The organism is Lysobacter sp., from assembly GCF_035655815.1.
Taxonomy (GTDB): Bacteria; Pseudomonadota; Gammaproteobacteria; order Xanthomonadales; family Xanthomonadaceae; genus Lysobacter_J.
This window is the reverse complement of sequence record NZ_DASRTS010000029.1, coordinates 83,679-97,354: the sequence shown is the minus strand read 5'-3', so window position 1 is coordinate 97,354 and position 13,676 is coordinate 83,679. Positions and strand designations below refer to the sequence as shown.

Genomic DNA, 13,676 nt, shown 5'->3' with positions numbered 1-13,676 from the left:
CGGTCGGCGTAGCGAAATTTCGTTTGCCACCCCAATCCCGATTGCTGCGATTGGCCGGTAGTGGTCGTGACCACAACGATGGAGTGGCGCCAAAGTCTGCTCCTCTGTGGACGTCGCACGCCCATGCCTTAGGTGACGCCTACTGCCTTGATGGTCACGCGCCAGGGGGTAATTCGAGAATTAGCGCACTTTGCTGCGCCGAGGTCACGTCGATCGCCGCCGCTTCCTCGAAGGTAAACAAGGAAAGATGGAGCGGCAACGAGAGCGAGTCAGGATCAATCGCTTGTCGAATTATGTCGGCCTGAAAATCAGTCTCGCAGAAGATCATCAGATCGATGTCCGACGCATTAGGCTCGTCCCGGTTGACTGAGCCGAACAGATGCCATTCCGTGCCACTGACAATCGGGCCAAGCGATACGGCAAGTTCCGTCAGACTTGCAATGACACGAGAACGAATCACTTCCCGAGACGCTGCATCAGCTCGCCAAACGTCAGCGCCTCAGCGCCCATCGATTCCGCAGCTGCCGCCGCCTGATGGGTTATCGCCCCATGACTGGAGGACTTTACCACCACATCAAAGTGGCCGACGCGAGCTCGGGCATTGCGCACATCTTCAGCGCTCAGGTTGTACGCGCCGACCACAGCGACGGTGACACTGGGTCCAATCCGACGGTCCGCTCGAAAGACGGAGTCGTAGACGTACGAAACGGCTGATACGTTCTTGTGTTGCTCCATGGCGTTTATGAAAAAACCCATGTTCTTGTCGCGGAAGGACTCAGCAGCCTTCGTGTATGCCGCGCGGTCTATGTCACCCATGGTGCCAAACGCTGCAGGCACGGAATGGAGAAAGTCAATTGCAGCCCCACTCCACAACGTCTTCGAAGGAACGTTAATCACTAGTTGAGGCTTGTTGGCGCCGCCAAATAGAGGCTGCACTTGCGAAACTTGAACAATGTCTTGGACGCCCAATACTGCGACCGAGAAGGTGTAATCGTCCGTCCCGACAACCAATAGGCCCTCTGGAGTGCGCCCTACAACCTTCACTCCATGCCGGTCTGCTGCAAGCCTGTCAGCCACCCAAGTAGTCACATTGCCCATGTATCAAACGTCCAAAATGTTAGATAGCTCGCCGGGGAAGCGGGAAGCATCCTGCCTACTCCCCTCGATGTGGAATGCCTCAAGGTCGTCAATGTGTTGGCGGAATCGCTCAACAGTTGCCCATTCGCCATCGCGAAGTAGATGACGGTTGGCGTCGAGAACTGCAAGTACTCGACGATTGGCGGGCAAGATGCGCGTGAGCATCTTCCGCTTCCACTGTTCTGCAGCACCGCTCTCAGGATTGAGAGCGGCTTCTATGTGAGGCCCATACTGTTGGAAAATTGCGAAGTTCTGCGCGAGGAGGGGCTCAATAACCTGGCGGGCAGCCGCGCGGTCGTCGAACCGAACCGCACCGAAGAGCCCCCGGAGCTTATTCGCGTGCTCGCGCTTCCATCCGAGCATCATCGAGTCGGGGAAGGCATCTGGTGCCTTGTCCACCTTGGTGTGACAGTTTGCACAGAGAACGACCAAGTTCTCGAACGCACCGCGCTCGGCTTTGCTCAGCTGAGGATTGGATCTCGGGCCGCCGTCGTTCGCGGCAAAAACATGTGCCATCTCGGCGATGTGAAATGACTCGCCTCCCGCGTCGACGAAGAGCTCATTTGCACAGCCAGGATTCTGACAATACCCGGCAGAAGCGGCGAACAGTCGGCGCTGGGTGTGTGCATCAGGCGACGCGGCGCCCCTGGAGCAGGCCATCGTGCATCCTATTTGGTCATGTCCTTGGCATTCTAGCGTCCCAAGGCTCCGACCTCCTCCCCCTCGGATTGCTCACCGCACGCAGCGGGCCGTCGCGCTCCGCTTGGTAGATTCTTAGAAGGAGCCCGATGGTCGGGGCGCAAGAACAGATGAAAGTGCCAGTTTAGGACCGATGGCCGGGGTACTCCGCCCCGATAGGCGGGGCGATATCATGTTTCCTTGACCCGATGGTCGGGGCAGTGCGGCCCGATGGTTGGGGTGGGCCTCGCGTTTTCCGCCGGCATGCGGAAGCCTCGGCCCGACCCCAACCTAGTGAGATAGCCTTGGGCTGCTTCCGGCTTGAAGGTCGCAGTCCGGAGCGGCTGCCGGGTTGTCATGTCCGGTTCCGATCAAAGCAGACGCTCGCGAAGTTCAGCACGGGCTTTACTGGGTGGTGACAGCGCGCGACCCTAGCGCCCGAAGAGCCCGCGCAACCAGTTCTTAAACGAACGGCCCCGCTGCCAGCGCATAAGAGCGCGGAAGTGCACTTCGCGGGACGAACTTGCCGGCGGTACGTAGCCGGCCGCCTGCAATCGCCGCGCGTCCTTCTTGATCCGCTGCCACTCGCCTTTCGATTTCAGGCCACCCACTCCGTTCATCCGTTCTGCCACTCCCGCGTAGGTACTCGCGAGGACCGTGTCGAGATCGCCACAGTCAAGGTGAGCACTACTGTTAATGGGAGCGAGATCGTCAGACTCATTCATCCAAGAGCCATGATCCTCATGCCTTCTGCGGAGATGCCAAGCGAGCATGTCGGCAGCCTGAAGTGGAGCAAATGTTTTGTCGTCCTCATATCTTGGCTTGCGCGCGATGAGTGCGCGTGCTTCTTCGGGGACGCTTTCCGCCATGGTCCCCAAGAACAGATCAACCTCATCCTCGATTTCTGCCTGAGTGTCGAAGATGAACTCAATCTTGTTTGGATACTTCTGGCTGGCGACGAATCGACTAACGGAGGAAACTATGCCGAACGTGCAGGAAAGATGTGCATTCCCCAGACCCCGTGGAGCGATCGCCCTGAACCCCTCCCAATCAGCGGAGCGGCTCATGGAGTTATGAAACGACATTGGCTCGAAGTAATCGATGACCGCCTTCAGACGAGCTAGCTTTTCCCTGACCTCCGCTTGTGTCCAGCCATCGAATTCCCCATCCCGGCTGTTTGCCTCGCGCATTTTGAGGTAGCTGATGGGTTTTTCGGCCCTCAACTCAGCCGCCCAAGCGTCGGAGAACAACGCCCAGTTATCGGCGGTAGATATAAAGCCGGCCATGAACAACCTTCGGTCGCCCTTGTCGCTACCCGAGTCATCGGTAACTGCCTGGAGGAATGTAGACGGCTTCTGTTCTCGCATCCCTAAAGGGTAGCCGTTGACCGGGTGAAATGGGGCGTAGCGACGATTTCGCGGCGAGGCAACAGGTGAAGGTCCGCTTCTGGCCCCGGGTGATGACACCTTTCCGCGAGCCGGAACGACCACTCGCGTGCGACTGAGGGCAGAAAAGTAACCTGCAGGCGTCTTGATTGCAGGGTTGTTGATGGGAAACTCGGTTCCGCACGCTGACCAATGGGAGAGGCAGATGAGTGTCGACGAAGCACCGACCATCTCTGCCCTTAGCTACGAAGGGTTGACCGCCGTCACCGCCGATGGAAGGCCAGCAACATTTGCGCTTCTGGACGAGCACGGACACGTCATTGCCGCAGGCATGCATGTTGCCGAAGCCGCGTGGACGACCTCGATCCAAGCTTACCGCGAGTTCTTGATGGGTCGCGGTCACCTGCGAGTCTTCACGAAGGCCGAAGTGCTTCGAGGGATGGGTGACCTCGAATCGGATTAGGATCGTGTTTTCCCGGCGGCGAGGCGAATCACCATCCTCGCCTTTGAGCTGGCAGTGTCCATCCTCGTGTCAGCGCCGGGTGCGCTTCAACCGGCTTCGCAGGGGTGTGGCTCGCCACGCGCAGCACACAGCCGCGCTCCGCTTGGTAGATTCTTAGAAGGAGCCCGATGGTCGGGGCACAAGATCAGCCGAAAGTGCTGTTCTAGGGCCGATAGTCGGGGCACTTCACCCCGATGGACGGGGCGACATTCCGATTCCTTGACCCGCTGGTTGGGGCAGTGCGCCCCGATGATCGGGGTGGCTTCGTGTTTTAGGCCGCCGTTTGCAGCGCGGCACGACGCCAAAGGTTCGACGGCACCGGGTTAGCCCGCACCTCGAGTTTCCCGCCGCACTCATCGATGCCCAGCCACGTGAACGCGTACAGCGTCGCGCAGTGCAAGCCGCCTTGGCGTGTCTGCTCGATGAGTCCTGCTTCCAGCAACTCACGCAACGCGCGCTGCAGTGTGTCCTTCGATTTCCACCCACGCCCTTTCATCCACGACCAGGGCGCCGCGAGGTCGCCATTGTTGTTGCCCCGGTACTGCGCGCCCAGGTCGAACAGCAAGGCCCGCGACTTGAAGGACAGCCCGCAGTAAGCGGGGCTGTCCAGGACGGCGACGTCGATACGGAAGAACCACCCGGTATTGCGCCGGGATTTGAAGCGCTCCCGCGAGCGGCGGCTGGGGGCAGACATTAGCCACCCCCTTCCACTGCGACAGAGAACGCCATCAGCCGCTGCTCCGCGGCATCCAGAAGGTCCGCGGCTTCGACGATGCTATGCAGAGGGGCATCCGTTGCCAAGGCGTAAACGCCCAACTGCGATTGCGCCGCGTTGATTGCCACGCGGGCCAGGAACAGCGCCGACAGCTGCATGTGGCGATGCTCTGCGCCGCTGTCGCCCACGGTGTCAACACACTCATAAGCCCAGCGCCCGCCAGCGTTGGTGCTCTCTTCGGCGCCGTTCATGCCGCGGCCTTTGCGTCGCGTGCCGCGATGCGCGAGGTAATCCAGCGGTCAATCTCCCGGCTGTCCCAGGCGCTCGCCCGCTCGCCGAGCTTCACCGGCTGAGGGAAGTCACCAGCGGCGATACGCCGGTAGATTTCGGAACGGGAGAAGCCGGTGCGAGCGCGGACGCGCGGCAGGCGTTCGAGGATCAATGCGCCCGTTTCGGGCGCGGTGGTGTCGCAGGTCATTCATTGAAGGTCCGTCCCGGCTCAGGATGTCCAGGCGGACGCCATTACGTGGCAGAAGCCATTTTCTAGTAATGGCACCTAAGTCTGCTGCTGGGGAGTTTCACTCCACTGAAGATTCTCGCCCCATTCCCCATTTTGATTCAGCTTCGCGGTGGGCGCGCAACCGATCCAAGTACGTGGGGTCGCCCTTCTGTTCGTAATACTGAACCATAAAGTCGATCTCCTCCTGCGACATCGGGATCGGCTCCGGCTTGTAGAAGGGGGCTAACTTACTCAGCGCAGCCTCATCTAGATCGCTTACGTCGAAGTACTCCGATGTGAGCGCCAGCACAGCGGCACGACAGGGAGATCGGAACTCAACGCAGAATTTCCGGTTCAATGATCGAATGAAGTACAAACGATCTGCGTTCTTGTCATTGGGCTTCTTCAGCAATGTATCGGACTCAGCAAACCGCTCCGCCCCAGAAATCAGGGCTTCAAAGACCATGTCTAGCTTATGCATTAGCAGGTGATACACCGCGAAACGACACCGATGAGCCGTGTCCTCGTCCATGGGAACTCCAGCTTCAGACAAGTTTTCTTCTTCGCTGAGCTGCACCTCTAACGCCAAGCGATCAAGAAAGGGCTGGAATGGCCATCGCATTCCGCCTTTGTGCTGAAAGACCCCCAGTGAGGCTGAAAGCTTGCTCGCGCTGTCAACGATATCCTTTGCGATGCGTCGCCTCTCGCTGTTCGTCATTGTTTCTGCGATATCGGGCTCAGCCAAAGACGAGGCAACTGCGCCGATGATCCAGCTATCTAGCGGCAGTCGCTCTATCTCAAACGGCTTAACCCTTCTCTTGTCTTGCAGCATTGCAACCACAGCGGCGAGCGCGCCCGATGCAGCTAGCTTCGCAAGTTGTGGGTCACCCAAGCGCATCTCCAGATCCCGCTCGTACCGTTGCTCGTCCGATTCCATGTCCGTTGCTCGCTGAAGAATTTTCGCTGGCCGGGTTTTTCACTAAAACCCACCCTGTCCGGATCCACGCAGGTTGTCCGGTAAGTGACAGTAGTGTCTCGTGCTAACCATTCCCGCTAACGGGAAGGTTTCTGGGTTCCCGCCGCCGCTCGATTGATCGGAATCACTTTCGCACCGACCCGCAGCAGGTCCAAGTAGTCGGCCCACGCCTGCATCATCTTCACGCGCTCGGCCATGTATTGGGCTCGGTTGTAGGCGGCGCGGACCTTGTTTCGCTCTGCATGGGCTAACTGGCGCTCGATCACGTCCGGCAGCCAGCCAAGCTCGTTTAAGCGCGTGCTAGCCATCGCGCGGAAACCGTGGCCAGTCATGGTGACTTTGTCATACCCCAGGGACCGCAGCGCGGCATTGACCGTGTTTTCGCTCATTGGAGCCGCCGCGGTGCGCAGACTGGGGAACACGTAGCGCCCCCGTCCGGTCAAGGGTTTCAGCTCCTGCAGGATTGCCAGGGCCTGCGATGAAAGCGGGACCACGTGCTCCTCCCTCATCTTCATCCGTTGCGCAGGGATTCGCCATTGCGCGGCGTCCAGGTCCAACTCGGCCCACTCCATCGCCCGCAGCTCGCCAGGGCGCACGAATAGTAGAGGCGCAATCCGTAGTGCACAGCGAGTGACAAGCTGGCCGCCGTAGCCGTCCAACGCCCGCAGGAGGGCGCCGACTTTGCTCGGGTCCGTAATCGCAGCGCGCGATGTGCGCACAATGGGGGCCAGCGCCCCGCGTAGATCGGCGGAGGGGTCACGCTTAGCCAACCCATGGGCGATGGCGTAACGGAACACCTGCCCGCATTTCTCCTTAGTCCGATGCGCGGTTTCGTGCGCGCCTCGGGCTTCGATGCGCTTGAGCGCGGTCAACAGCTCGGGGGGCTCAATCTCAGCAACGGGCCGCGATCCCAGCCACGGCAGCACTTGATCGAGTAGCCATTGCGACTTGGCGAACGTGGCGGGAGCAAGTTTCCTCTTCTGAGTCGCCATCCATGCGTCCGCGACTGCCAGAAAGCTGTTGGCGGCGGCGACGCGAGCCGCAACCTTGTTCGCCCGCTTCAGGGCACCCGGATCTTTGCCGTCACGGATCGCCTCGCGCGCTGCATCGCGCTTCCGCCGCGCCTCGGCCAGCGATACCTCAGGGTAAACACCGAATGACAGCAGCCTCTCCTTGCCGCCGTAGCGGTATTTCATTTGCCAGTAGCGCGCGCCGCTTTCCTTGGTCAGCAGGAACAAGCCGCCGCCGTCAAACAACTTCCCAGGTTTGCTTGCCTTGATCGCCGCAGCGGTCAGCGTTCCCGTGTTCGCCGCCACGTCCGTTATCCCGCCCCTTTTTACCCCCAGAGGGGCCTGTTACCCCCAACGTTACCCCCGCGCCTCACAGGCTGCAACGGGACCACACGGGACGTTAGGCAACAAAAAACCCCGCAAATTGCGGGGCTTTGTGATGATTCCGAGCTGTCTTGAGATCGCCTGAAACCATCCTTTGGTGCCGGCAGTCAGAATCGAACTGACGACCTACCGCTTACAAGGCGGTTGCTCTACCAACTGAGCTATGCCGGCGGGAGGGACATTCTAGCCTGCGCGGCGGATCGCGCCATGTCAGCGGATGCGGGCGCAGTCCAGCGGCCGGGCCGGCGCGAGCACCGCGGCCTGCGCGCGTGCCGGATCGAAGTTGTCGTTGGCGACCAGATCCAGCCAGACCGTGGTGCGGCCGTCGCCCAGTGGTTCGGCACGCGCGGCGAAGCCGGCGGCGGTGAGGGTCTGCGCGCGACGCCGTGCCGAGTCCTCGTTACGGTAGCGGCCCAGCGCGATGGAGTTGGCTTCGCCACCCTGGCGCACCACGAAGAAATCGTTGAAGCCGGCCGCGGCGATGCGCTGCGCCGTGGCCTGCGCTTCCTCGAGCGTGGCGGCCGCGGGCAGGTATACGCGCCAGCCGCGCGCCGAGCCGGTGGACTGCTCGCGCGGCACCACCTTGGTGGACACGGCCAGCAGCAGGTCGCGCGCGTTCGCGGCTGCCGACGCATCGTTGAACGGCCCCACGCTGAAGCACCGGGCCGCGACGGTAGGCGGCGCGGCCCGTTGTGTCGGTGCGGGTGCAGCCGGAGCGGTGGGAGTGCTGGTGCTGGCCACCGCCGGCTTGGGTGGTGGCACAGAGGCTGGCGCGGTGGTGGATGCAGCGGGCTTCGCCACTGGACGCGCCTCGCTCACCAGCTGCAGCTTCGCGACGCCGAGTGGCGGCTCGTAGCCCGCGTTGGGCGCAGCGGGCGTGCGCAGCGCCCACCACGTGGCGACGCCGACATTGAGCACCAGCAGCAGGACGACCAGGGCGCGTACGAGCATGGGGCGATTCTAAGCGGCCGTTTCCACGCGGGCCCACTGCGCCAGTCCTTCCAGCACCAGCGTTGGGACCTGCGTCGCGTTGCGCAGGCCGCGCGCCAGGTCTTCCGATCCTCCGCCATGCAGGAACAGCGCAGGCTCGACGCCCAGCTTCTCGCGGGCGGCATGCAGGCTCTGTTCGATCAGCGCCACGCCCGCGCCCTCACAGCCGGAAGCGAGCGCATCCTCGGTGTCGGCGGCGAAGTCTGCATAGGCGCCGCCCTGCTCCGGCAGCTGCGGCGCACGCGCGTGCAGAGCCTCGCGCATCAACGTGGGCGACGGCGCGATGCGGCCACCCAGATGGCGACCGTCGCCGTCGATCAGGTCGACTGTCAGCGCGGTGCCCACGCCGCAGACCAGGCTCGGCCCGCGATGGCGCGCGTGTATGCCGAGAAGTGCGAGGAAGCGATCGACGCCCAGCTTGCGCGGATCGGCATAGGCAATACGCACCTCGCCGAAGCGTGGCTGCGTACGCGCCACCGACACGCGGCCGCAACGCGCGGACAGCGCGTCGAGCACGGCGACGCGCAGCTCCGGGTTGGCGACGCTCGCCAGATAGGCGACCTCGATCCGCGGCGGCAGGTGTTGCGCCATCGCGGCGGCGATATCCTCCTGCCGGTGCGGCAGCGCGATCGCCTCGCCGATGCCACCATCGGCGAGCAGCGGCGCACACTTCAGGCGCGTGTTGCCGAGATCGAACAACCAGGCACTCATGCCGCCGCTTCCCGTCGCACGCTCACTTCTCCGGAATGGAATACGCGTTCGTCGCCGCTATCGAGCAACACGCGCAATGCACCGTCGTCGGCCAATCCCTGCGCGACGCCGCGAAGAGGACCATCGGCCACGGCGACCGCGACGCTCTGCCCACTCAAGGCGTCCAGCGCGGCGTAGCGTTCGAGGAACGGCGCCAGACCGGTGGCGTCGAACTCCTCCAGTGCAGGCAGCATCCGCGCCAGCACGGCCGCGGCGAGGCGGTTCCGCCGCGGAGCCGCACCGGGCTTCGACAGGTCTGCCAGGTCGCACCATGGCTGGTCGATGTTGGCCGCCACCGACGCAGGCATGCGCACGTTGATTCCCAGCCCGATCACCGCCCGCGCTGGGCCGGCGTGCTCGCCGCCGCCTTCGACCAGGATGCCGCCGAGCTTGCGCAGACCGGCTGCACCCGGCACGACCAGGTCGTTGGGCCACTTGAGCGCCACGTCCGCGTACCCGAGCTCGCGCAGCGCTTCGGCCGCGGCCACTCCCGCCACCAGGCTCAGGCCGCCCAGCCGGGCCAGGCCGGCGCCGAACTGGCGCGATACGGACACGTAGAGATGCGCCGCCAGCGGCGAGGACCATTCGCGCCCCCGTCGGCCCCGCCCGCTGGTCTGGCGTTCGGCCAGCAGCACCAGGGCGCCACGCTCAGGCGCCGGCCGGCACAGCAGCTGGGTGTTGGTGGAATCGACCGACCAGGCGACTTCCAAGCCGTCCAGCAGCCCGGCAATCTCGGCGGGCAATGCGTCGTGGATGATCGCGGCGTCGAGGAGCTCCACCGGAGCCGCCAGCACGTAGCCGCGGCCGGCCTGGGCCTCGATCGGCACGCCGGCCTCGCGCAGCGCGCCGATCCGTTTCCAGATGGCAGCGCGGGTCTGGCCGCCGGCACGCGCCAGGACATCGCCCGACACCGGCCCCTCGGTCAGCCGGCGCAGCAGTTCGCGCTCGTCCATCAGCCGGCCCGCGGACGCGGATGGGAAGGGCGCTGGACGCCCCCGATGGGCCGGAATGCGGAATTCATGGCGCGGATTATGCGGGAGCGGCGTCCCCCGTCGAACGGCACCGCCGTTCATGAGGCCGCGGCGATAGCCTTTGGCGGAGGTCCTGAGGAGGATTTCGGCGGGACGACGGCCGCGCGCGCCGAAGCGTTGCAACGATCCGCCCCGGCGGTGCATCGATAGAGGATGATGCGTCTGCAAGGCGCCGTCCGGAGGGCAGACGACCGCCGGCCGGCCCGGCCGATGGCCCGCCCTACACGGAGAGTTGCTGCAATGCACGAGCCCGCCACCGCCCGGTCGACGCCTTGTTTTCGCGGTATAGTCCAGTCTTGCCCGGGGTCCGTCCCCGGTCCGTCCGAGGATTCCGCCATGTTCCGGATCTGCCTGTGCGTGCTGATCGTGGTCGCCAGTTCGACCGTGGCCGCGCGCGAGATCAAGCTCAGCTCCGCCAATAGCGGCAGCTGCCCGGAAGCGACCTCTCTGGCACGCCAGGCGCCGCGCGCCACGCCGCGCGCGATCGCACCCGCCCGCGAAGCCAGGGCCAAGCCGACCGTCCACAGCGACGCCAGCAGCGGCCGCATGCAGTCGCCGCGCTGGCATAGCTTCCTGCCGGGCATGTTCCGCTAAGCGTCACAGGGCGGTACCGGTTTGCTAGGACTGTTCCGGCGCCTGCGCCGTCCACCCGCTTCGATTCCCGACTCTGTCTGGCAGGCCACGCGCACGTTCGTGCCCTGGCTTGCGGCACTGGATGCAGAGCGCGACGCGCGACTGCGCGATCTCAGTACGCGGTTCCTGCACGAAAAGACCATCACCCCGCTTGGCGACCTTACGCTCGACGACGTGCAACGTTGCACGCTGGCGTCGCTGTGCTGCCTGCCGTTGCTGGAATTCGGCGCCGAGGGCCTTCGTGGCTGGTCGCAGCTCATCGTCTATCCGGATGCATTCCGCGTGAATCGCACGCATGTCGACGCGGCCGGCGTGCTGCACGAATGGCAGGACGAACTGATCGGCGAAGCCTGGGACCAGGGGCCGCTGATCCTGTCCTGGGCCGACGTCGTCGCCGACTGCGAGGATCCGCACGCCGGCTTCTGTGTGGCCGTGCACGAGATGGCGCACAAGATCGATGTGCTCGACGGCGTGCTCGACGGCACTCCACCTCTGCCGCGTCCCTGGCAGCGCGAGTGGGCACGCGATTTCCAGGCCGCTTACGACGCGCTGGCCGAACAGGTCGATGCCGGCAGTGAAACCATCATCGACGGTTACGCCGCGGAAGCCCCCGAGGAGTTCTTCGCCGTCGTCAGCGAATACCACTTCAGCGATCCGCAGCTGCTGCGCGAGACGATGCCGGCGATCGCCGCACACCTGCAACGGATGTACGGCCCGTCTCCTTTCGATTCCGTCGGGTGACCATCGCTGACGCAGCGACGCGTCACAGGCCCGGCGGCAACACCACCTCGAAGCGCGCGCCGCCCAGTTCCTTCGAACGGCTGACGTCCAGCGTGCCGCGATAGCTGCGCACCACGTCCTGCACGGTGGCTAGCCCGATGCCGTGGCCCTGCACGCGCTCGTCGCCGCGCACGCCACGCTGCAGGACCAGATCGATCTTGTCCTCGGGCACGCCCGGGCCGTCGTCATCGACCGCAAGCAGCAGGCCCGGACGCCGGTTCGGCGCGATCTCTCCCTCCTTCACCGTCAGCAGCACGCGCGAGCGCGCCCACTTGAAGGCGTTCTCAAGCAGGTTGCCCAGTACTTCCTGCAGGTCGCCCGGCTCGCCGTAGAACTTCACGCCATCGTCGATATCGAACTCGCACAGCACGCCCTTGGCGGCGTAGATCTTCTCCAGACTGCGTACGATCTGGTCGGCGTACGGCTCGATCTCCAGCGGCGCGGCGAACAGCACGTGGCCCGAGCGCGCTGCGCGTGCCAGCTGGTACGACACCAGGTCGCTCATGCGCCGCACCTGTGCCTCGACCTCCTCGCGCAACTCCTGGGCCGGCACGTCCTCGCCGATGCGCGCACGCAGCACGGCCAAAGGCGTCTTCAGGCTGTGCGCGAGATCGGCGAGCGTGTTGCGCTGCCGATCCAGGTTTTCGCGCTCGCTCTCGATGAAGGCGTTGATGCTCTCGGTAAGCGGCTCGAGTTCGCGCGGATGGCGGCCACTCATGCGCGAGGCAAGGCCGCGCTGCACGCGTTTGAGTTCGTCGATCACGCGCCGCAACGGGCGCAGGCTCCAGCGCAGGATCACCGCCTGCAGCAGCATCAGGATCAGGCCCGCGCCGCCGAGGTAGCGCCACAGTGCCTGCCGGAACACGCTGACCTGCCGGCTCAGCGCGGTCGTGTCTTCGAGGATGTAGATGGTGTACGGAAACTCCGAGCGCGCATCGTCGCCACCGGCGCTCCAGATCAACCCGCGGCCATAGCGATAGGCCTGACCCGGCTGGCCGCTGATCTCGGTGATCGGCAACGGGCCTTCGAAACTTTCCTGGTTCGCGTCGAGCATCTCGCCGGCCGGCAGCGTCGGCCCTTGCGCGGACATCGAATCCCAGTGCCCGTTGGGCAACACCACTTCGGCGTACAGGCCGCTGCCCGGGCGCTCCAGGCGCGGGTCGACTGTCTCGTAGGGCGGAATGAACTCGCCGTTGCGCGCGAACTCGCCACCGGCGACATAGGCCAGCGCGAGGCTGCGCAGGCGCTGGCGCATGTTGCTTTCGGCCGTTTCCAGAAACGCACGGTCCAGCGCATAGCCGGCCAGTGCGAGGAAGGCCACCAGGCCCAGGCTCGCGGCCAGCAACTGGCGGGCCTGCAGCGAACGCGGCTGGCCCCAGCTCATGTGCGGTCTACGGTGCAAGGTAACGGAGCCTGCGACGACATCGTCCGCGAAGGGTAACCAGCGCGCCGCGCGTTGACGATTGCCCGTCGACGGCGACGACGCGTCGGCCGTCGGTTTCGTGCGCGGAGTCCTACTCTCCGGTGCGCGCGATGGCGAAACGATAGCCGCGGCCGCGGACCGTCTCGATCGGCTTCAACGAGCCGTCGGGATCGAGCTTCTTGCGCAGGCGGCCGATGAAGACCTCCAGCACGTTGGAGTCGCGATCGAAATCCTGCTGGTAGATGTGCTCGGTGAGGTCGGCCTTAGACACCAGTTCGCCGGCATGCATCATCAGGTACTCGAGCACCTTGTACTCGTAGCTGGTCAGGTCGACGTTGCTGCCGTTGACGCTGACGGTCTGCGCCGCCAGGTCCAGCACGACCGGTCCGCATTCCAGCGTCGGCTTGCTCCAGCCGGCGGCGCGGCGCACCAGCGCGTTGAGGCGGGCCAGCAGCTCCTCGATGTGGAACGGCTTGACCAGGTAGTCGTCGGCGCCCTGCTTGAGGCCTTCGACCTTGTCCTGCCAGCTCGAGCGCGCCGTCAGGATCAGCACCGGGAACTTCTTGCCTTCGTCGCGCAGGGCCTTGATCAGCTCCATGCCCGACATCTTGGGCAGGCCCAGGTCGATGATGCCCAGATCGAACGGAACTTCCCGGCCCATGTAGAGGCCTTCCTCGCCGTCCTGCGCGGCGTCGACCGCGAAGCCTTCGCGCTTCAGTCGGGCAGCCAGGGTTTCGCGGAGGGGAGCTTCGTCTTCGACCAGCAGAATTCGCATGTGGACTC

At 64.3% G+C, this 13,676-nt stretch carries 17 protein-coding genes and 1 tRNA gene; 3 read left to right on the top strand and 15 right to left on the bottom strand.

Annotated elements, in window-relative coordinates; all coding sequences use genetic code 11:
- Positions 1-154: 154 nt before the first annotated feature.
- The 4 genes from VFE83_RS08140 to VFE83_RS08125 form a co-directional block, all read right to left on the bottom strand.
- Positions 155-460 carry a hypothetical protein gene (locus VFE83_RS08140; RefSeq protein WP_324904901.1) on the bottom strand — a complete coding sequence of 102 codons (306 nt, stop codon included), beginning with the start codon at positions 458-460 and terminating at the stop codon, positions 155-157.
- Positions 457-1,098 carry a hypothetical protein gene (locus tag VFE83_RS08135; RefSeq protein WP_324904899.1) on the bottom strand — a complete coding sequence of 214 codons (642 nt, stop codon included), beginning with the start codon at positions 1,096-1,098 and terminating at the stop codon, positions 457-459. Before VFE83_RS08135 ends, VFE83_RS08140 begins: the two co-directional genes overlap by 4 nt.
- A gap of 3 nt (positions 1,099-1,101) precedes the next feature.
- Positions 1,102-1,797: a hypothetical protein gene (locus tag VFE83_RS08130; protein WP_324904897.1), complete on the bottom strand. Its 696-nt coding sequence runs from the start codon at positions 1,795-1,797 to the stop codon at positions 1,102-1,104.
- Positions 1,798-2,246: 449 nt separating this feature from the next.
- A complete protein-coding gene (locus tag VFE83_RS08125) occupies positions 2,247-3,182 on the bottom strand; it encodes a DUF3800 domain-containing protein (protein WP_324904894.1) in 936 nt (311 codons plus the stop codon).
- A 223-nt stretch (positions 3,183-3,405) separates the two neighbouring features.
- On the opposite strand from VFE83_RS08125, the gene VFE83_RS08120 reads away from it, so the two are divergent.
- On the top strand, positions 3,406-3,663 hold the full coding sequence (locus VFE83_RS08120; RefSeq protein WP_324904892.1) for a hypothetical protein: 258 nt from the start codon (positions 3,406-3,408) through the stop codon (positions 3,661-3,663).
- Positions 3,664-3,973: 310 nt separating this feature from the next.
- Here VFE83_RS08120 and VFE83_RS08115 read toward each other — a convergent pair whose 3' ends face one another.
- From VFE83_RS08115 to birA, 9 genes are all read right to left on the bottom strand, one after another.
- Positions 3,974-4,396 carry a hypothetical protein gene (locus tag VFE83_RS08115; RefSeq protein WP_324904890.1) on the bottom strand — a complete coding sequence of 141 codons (423 nt, stop codon included), beginning with the start codon at positions 4,394-4,396 and terminating at the stop codon, positions 3,974-3,976.
- Complete coding sequence (locus tag VFE83_RS08110) at positions 4,396-4,668, bottom strand: hypothetical protein (protein ID WP_324904888.1); 273 nt, start codon at positions 4,666-4,668, stop codon at positions 4,396-4,398. Before VFE83_RS08110 ends, VFE83_RS08115 begins: the two co-directional genes overlap by 1 nt.
- Complete coding sequence (locus tag VFE83_RS08105; protein WP_324904886.1) at positions 4,665-4,895, bottom strand: AlpA family transcriptional regulator; 231 nt, start codon at positions 4,893-4,895, stop codon at positions 4,665-4,667. The genes VFE83_RS08110 and VFE83_RS08105 overlap by 4 nt, the downstream gene beginning before the upstream one ends.
- Before the next feature lie 100 nt (positions 4,896-4,995).
- On the bottom strand, positions 4,996-5,853 hold the full coding sequence (locus VFE83_RS08100; RefSeq protein ID WP_324904884.1) for a hypothetical protein: 858 nt from the start codon (positions 5,851-5,853) through the stop codon (positions 4,996-4,998).
- A 116-nt stretch (positions 5,854-5,969) separates the two neighbouring features.
- Positions 5,970-7,208: a tyrosine-type recombinase/integrase gene (locus VFE83_RS08095; protein WP_324904882.1), complete on the bottom strand. Its 1,239-nt coding sequence runs from the start codon at positions 7,206-7,208 to the stop codon at positions 5,970-5,972.
- Between the two features lie 173 nt (positions 7,209-7,381).
- Positions 7,382-7,457 (bottom strand) — tRNA-Thr (locus tag VFE83_RS08090).
- 39 nt (positions 7,458-7,496) lie between these two features.
- Positions 7,497-8,237: an SPOR domain-containing protein gene (locus VFE83_RS08085; protein ID WP_324904880.1), complete on the bottom strand. Its 741-nt coding sequence runs from the start codon at positions 8,235-8,237 to the stop codon at positions 7,497-7,499.
- Positions 8,238-8,246: 9 nt separating this feature from the next.
- On the bottom strand, positions 8,247-8,987 hold the full coding sequence (locus tag VFE83_RS08080) for a type III pantothenate kinase (protein ID WP_324904878.1): 741 nt from the start codon (positions 8,985-8,987) through the stop codon (positions 8,247-8,249).
- The gene (birA, locus tag VFE83_RS08075) at positions 8,984-9,979 is read right to left on the bottom strand and encodes a bifunctional biotin--[acetyl-CoA-carboxylase] ligase/biotin operon repressor BirA (protein WP_324904938.1); all 996 of its coding nucleotides are present in this window, start codon (positions 9,977-9,979) and stop codon (positions 8,984-8,986) included. Before birA ends, VFE83_RS08080 begins: the two co-directional genes overlap by 4 nt.
- A gap of 414 nt (positions 9,980-10,393) precedes the next feature.
- Between birA and VFE83_RS08070 the strand changes: the two genes are divergently transcribed.
- Complete coding sequence (locus VFE83_RS08070; RefSeq protein WP_324904876.1) at positions 10,394-10,651, top strand: hypothetical protein; 258 nt, start codon at positions 10,394-10,396, stop codon at positions 10,649-10,651.
- Positions 10,652-10,681: 30 nt separating this feature from the next.
- A complete protein-coding gene (locus VFE83_RS08065; RefSeq protein WP_414674707.1) occupies positions 10,682-11,431 on the top strand; it encodes a zinc-dependent peptidase in 750 nt (249 codons plus the stop codon).
- Between the two features lie 22 nt (positions 11,432-11,453).
- On the opposite strand, the gene VFE83_RS08060 is transcribed toward VFE83_RS08065, so the two are convergent.
- Both VFE83_RS08060 and VFE83_RS08055 read right to left on the bottom strand, forming a co-directional pair.
- The gene (locus tag VFE83_RS08060; protein ID WP_324904872.1) at positions 11,454-12,854 is read right to left on the bottom strand and encodes an ATP-binding protein; all 1,401 of its coding nucleotides are present in this window, start codon (positions 12,852-12,854) and stop codon (positions 11,454-11,456) included.
- Positions 12,855-12,984: 130 nt separating this feature from the next.
- Positions 12,985-13,668: a response regulator transcription factor gene (locus VFE83_RS08055; RefSeq protein ID WP_283212106.1), complete on the bottom strand. Its 684-nt coding sequence runs from the start codon at positions 13,666-13,668 to the stop codon at positions 12,985-12,987.
- Positions 13,669-13,676 lie beyond the last annotated feature (8 nt).

Bases quoted from the DNA above. Each gene is read 5' to 3' on its own strand.
- VFE83_RS08080 (WP_324904878.1), bottom strand. From the start codon at position 8,987: ATGAGTGCCTGGTTGTTCGATCTCGGCAACACGCGCCTGAAGTGTGCG.
- VFE83_RS08135 (WP_324904899.1), bottom strand. From the start codon at position 1,098: ATGGGCAATGTGACTACTTGGGTGGCTGACAGGCTTGCAGCAGACCGG.
- birA (WP_324904938.1), bottom strand. From the start codon at position 9,979: ATGGACGAGCGCGAACTGCTGCGCCGGCTGACCGAGGGGCCGGTGTCG.
- VFE83_RS08110 (WP_324904888.1), bottom strand. From the start codon at position 4,668: ATGAACGGCGCCGAAGAGAGCACCAACGCTGGCGGGCGCTGGGCTTAT.
- VFE83_RS08120 (WP_324904892.1), top strand. From the start codon at position 3,406: ATGAGTGTCGACGAAGCACCGACCATCTCTGCCCTTAGCTACGAAGGG.
- VFE83_RS08115 (WP_324904890.1), bottom strand. From the start codon at position 4,396: ATGTCTGCCCCCAGCCGCCGCTCGCGGGAGCGCTTCAAATCCCGGCGC.
- VFE83_RS08100 (WP_324904884.1), bottom strand. From the start codon at position 5,853: ATGGAATCGGACGAGCAACGGTACGAGCGGGATCTGGAGATGCGCTTG.
- VFE83_RS08070 (WP_324904876.1), top strand. From the start codon at position 10,394: ATGTTCCGGATCTGCCTGTGCGTGCTGATCGTGGTCGCCAGTTCGACC.
- VFE83_RS08125 (WP_324904894.1), bottom strand. From the start codon at position 3,182: ATGCGAGAACAGAAGCCGTCTACATTCCTCCAGGCAGTTACCGATGAC.
- VFE83_RS08105 (WP_324904886.1), bottom strand. From the start codon at position 4,895: ATGACCTGCGACACCACCGCGCCCGAAACGGGCGCATTGATCCTCGAA.
- VFE83_RS08085 (WP_324904880.1), bottom strand. From the start codon at position 8,237: ATGCTCGTACGCGCCCTGGTCGTCCTGCTGCTGGTGCTCAATGTCGGC.
- VFE83_RS08055 (WP_283212106.1), bottom strand. From the start codon at position 13,668: ATGCGAATTCTGCTGGTCGAAGACGAAGCTCCCCTCCGCGAAACCCTG.
- VFE83_RS08130 (WP_324904897.1), bottom strand. From the start codon at position 1,797: ATGGCCTGCTCCAGGGGCGCCGCGTCGCCTGATGCACACACCCAGCGC.
- VFE83_RS08060 (WP_324904872.1), bottom strand. From the start codon at position 12,854: ATGAGCTGGGGCCAGCCGCGTTCGCTGCAGGCCCGCCAGTTGCTGGCC.